Here is a 2,993-nt window from a genome sequence, read left to right on the forward strand (position 1 = left end):
GACCTGGGGCCGGCCTGGGCGTCAGTCGGGAAGCCGCCCGGCGCTGTCCGGCTCGCACAGCTCGGCGAGCAGATCGCCGTGTTCCCGTACCCGCCCCACCACGTCCGCCGCCCCGAACGCCAGCTCCTGCGGTGCCGCGCACGCCTCGACCTCCTCCCAGGTGACGGGCGCGGACACGGTCGGTTCGGGGCGGGCGCGCAGGGTGTAGGGCGTGGCGGTGGTCTTGCGGGCGGCGTTCTGGCTCCAGTCGACGAACACCTTGCCCGGCCGCAGGCTCCGGGTCATCCGGTGCAGGGCCAGCCGCGGCATGGTGCGCTCCGCCTCGACGGCGAGCCCCTTGGCGTACTCGGTGACCCGTTCGGAGGACGATCCGCGCACCGCCGACAGCAGATGCAGCCCCTTCGAACCCGAGGTCTTCGCGTACGCCGCGATCCCGTCCGCCGCCAGCCGCTCCCGCAGCCAGAGCGCGACCTCGCAGCACTCGACGACGGTCGCGGGCGCGCCGGGATCGAGGTCGAAGACGAGCCGGTCGGCCTCCTCGGGGTCCTGGATCACCCACTGGGGCGTATGGAACTCGGTGACGAGGTTCGCCGCCCACATCAGGCTCGGCAGATCCTGCACGAGCACCATCCGGGCCGGCCCCTCCACACGTGGCACCTCGGCGGTGGTGACCCAGTCGGGGGTGCCCGGCGGCACGTTCTTGGCGAAGAAGACCTGTCCGCCGGGTCCGTCCGGATAGCGCAGGAAGGAGAGCGGCCGGTCACGCAGATGCGCCAGCAGGGCCCCGGCGACGGTCGCGTAGTAGTGCAGCACCTCGCCTTTCGTGAAGCCGGTAGCCGGATACAGCACCTTCTCCAGATTGCTGAGCGCGAGCCGCCGCCCCTCCACCTCGGTGATGGGCGTCATACGATGAGAATCACACGATTAGTACGTATATGTCTGCTATGTAACTTTTCTCGGCAGAGCCAGGAGGATGCTGCACGTGCGATCCATATGGAACGGCGCCATCTCGTTCGGCCTCGTCAGCATCCCGATCAAGCTGGTGAACGCCACCGAGAACCACTCGATCTCCTTCCGCCAGATCCACACCGAGGACGGCGGCCGCATCCGCTACCGCAAGGTCTGCGAGCTGGAGGACCGCGAGGTGAGCCAGTCGGAGATCGGCAAGGGCTACGAGGACGCCGACGGCACGATCATCCCGATCACCGACGAGGACCTCTCCCACCTGCCGCTCCCCACGGCGAAGACGATCGAGATCGTGGCCTTCGTGCCGGCCGACCGGATCGACCCGCTCCAGATGGACGCGGCCTACTACCTCCAGGCGGGCGGCGCCCCCGCGGCCAAGCCGTACACGCTGCTGCGGGAGGCGCTGAAACGCAGCAACAAGGTCGCCATCACCAAGTACGCGCTGCGCGGTCGCGAGCGCCTGGGCATGCTGCGCGTGGTCGGCGACGCGATCGCCATGCACGGGCTGCTCTGGCCCGACGAGGTCCGTGCCCCCGAGGGCGTGGCCCCCGACACCGACGTCACGGTCCGCGACAAGGAACTCGACCTCGCGGACGCCCTGATGGACACCCTCGGCGAGGTCGACCTGGAGGACCTCCACGACGAGTACCGCGAGGCCGTCGAGGAGGTCGTCGCCGCGAAGGCGGCCGGCGAGACACCCCGCGAGGCGCCCAGTGCTGCCCCCAGCGGCAAGGTCCTGGACCTGATGGCCGCCCTGGAGAACAGCGTCCGAGCGGCGAAGGAGTCCCGAGGCGAGCCGACCGGGCGGGAGGAAGCCGAGGTCAGACAGCTCCCCGACCGCAAGACGGCTCGCCCGACCCCGAAACAGACGGGCGGCAAGAAGTCCACGTCGACGGCGAAGAAGACGGCGGCGTCGGCGAAGAAGACCGGCGAGCCGGCGAAGAAGTCGGCATCGACGAGCAAGAGCAGCACGGCATCGACGGGCAAGAGCACGGCATCGAAGAAGACGGCGGCGACGTCGAAGAGCACGGCGAAGAAGACAGCGGCGAAGAAGACGACGGCAAGGAAACGGTCGGCGTGAGGGAGGCATGAGGTCGGCGTGAGGCGCCGCCCGCCGGAGGGCTTGCCCCGACACGGCGCCGGCCCTCAGGCGGCTTCCTCCAACGCCCGCTGAGAAGTGGGCGCTCCCTCATCCCTCCCGCCGGCCCCGCGATTGAGGGCGACGAGCACGGTGCCCGCCCCGAGCCCCACCGAAGGCCACACCGGGAACGTCCCTCCGTACGCGAACCCGTGCCCCGCGAAGTACGCCAACGCCCAGACACTCAGCCCGAGTCCGGCCCACATCTGCCAGGCCCACCGCACCCCGGAGCCGGGCCGCAGCCGTACGGACAGCGAGGCGAGCGCCCGCTCCAGCGGCCGTAGCGCCCACACCACCCCCGCGAGGACGAGCCCCAGCACCACCAGCCAGGGCAGCCGCAGGACCCACCAGCCGAGCGACCCGTAGCCGGGCTGGGGAGCGAGGCCTGTCAGATAGAAGGCGGCGGCGACGACCAGGACGGGCAGCATGTGCCACAAATAGAGAGCCATGCTGCCGCCGCCCACCGCCCGTACGGCGGCCCACACCCGGACCCCCGCCAACAGCCGCCGCACGCCGGGCGCGAGGAGCAGAGCCACCCCCACCTGAGCCACCGCCCACGCGAGCATGGCGGCGGAAGGCGGATCGGTGTTACTCAGCTCCTGCCCCGTCACCAGAATCAGACTGACGGGAAACGGTCCGGGCCCCACGAGTCCCGCGAAGACCACCACACCCCCCACCGCCATGCCGGCCGGCACGACGCGGCCCCGGCTCAACAGCCCATCCCGCCAACAGAACCCGAGCTGGTAGGCGACACCCCACACGAGCAGGTAGTTGACCGTCCCGACAACCTCGGTCACCGACGAGTCGCCGACCACGCCCAGCATCCCGACACCGCCCCCGACCAGGCCCATCCCCACCGGGACGCGGAGCCCCCACCGCAGATGAAGGC

General features: G+C 70.7%; 2 protein-coding genes and 1 pseudogene. 1 reads left to right on the forward strand and 2 read right to left on the reverse strand.

Going from position 1 to position 2,993, the window contains the following annotated elements; translation table 11 throughout:
* Positions 1-21 precede the first annotated feature (21 nt).
* Positions 22-906: a non-homologous end-joining DNA ligase gene (gene ligD, locus BZL64_RS11255; protein ID WP_086768633.1), complete on the reverse strand. Its 885-nt coding sequence runs from the start codon at positions 904-906 to the stop codon at positions 22-24.
* 76 nt (positions 907-982) lie between these two features.
* Between ligD and ku the strand changes: the two genes are divergently transcribed.
* Positions 983-2,047, forward strand: coding sequence for a non-homologous end joining protein Ku (ku, locus tag BZL64_RS11260; protein WP_483025098.1), 1,065 nt, complete (start codon positions 983-985; stop codon positions 2,045-2,047).
* 65 nt (positions 2,048-2,112) lie between these two features.
* Here the strand turns inward: ku and BZL64_RS11265 are convergent.
* Positions 2,113-2,993, reverse strand: a pseudogene (locus tag BZL64_RS11265) (acyltransferase family protein); the annotation flags it as partial.

Source organism: Streptomyces bobili (assembly GCF_002154575.1).
In the GTDB taxonomy this organism is placed as follows: domain Bacteria; phylum Actinomycetota; class Actinomycetes; order Streptomycetales; family Streptomycetaceae; genus Streptomyces; species Streptomyces bobili.

Excerpts from the sequence above, each read along its gene's own strand:
- ligD (WP_086768633.1), bottom strand. The coding sequence starts at position 906 with ATGACGCCCATCACCGAGGTGGAGGGGCGGCGGCTCGCGCTCAGCAAT.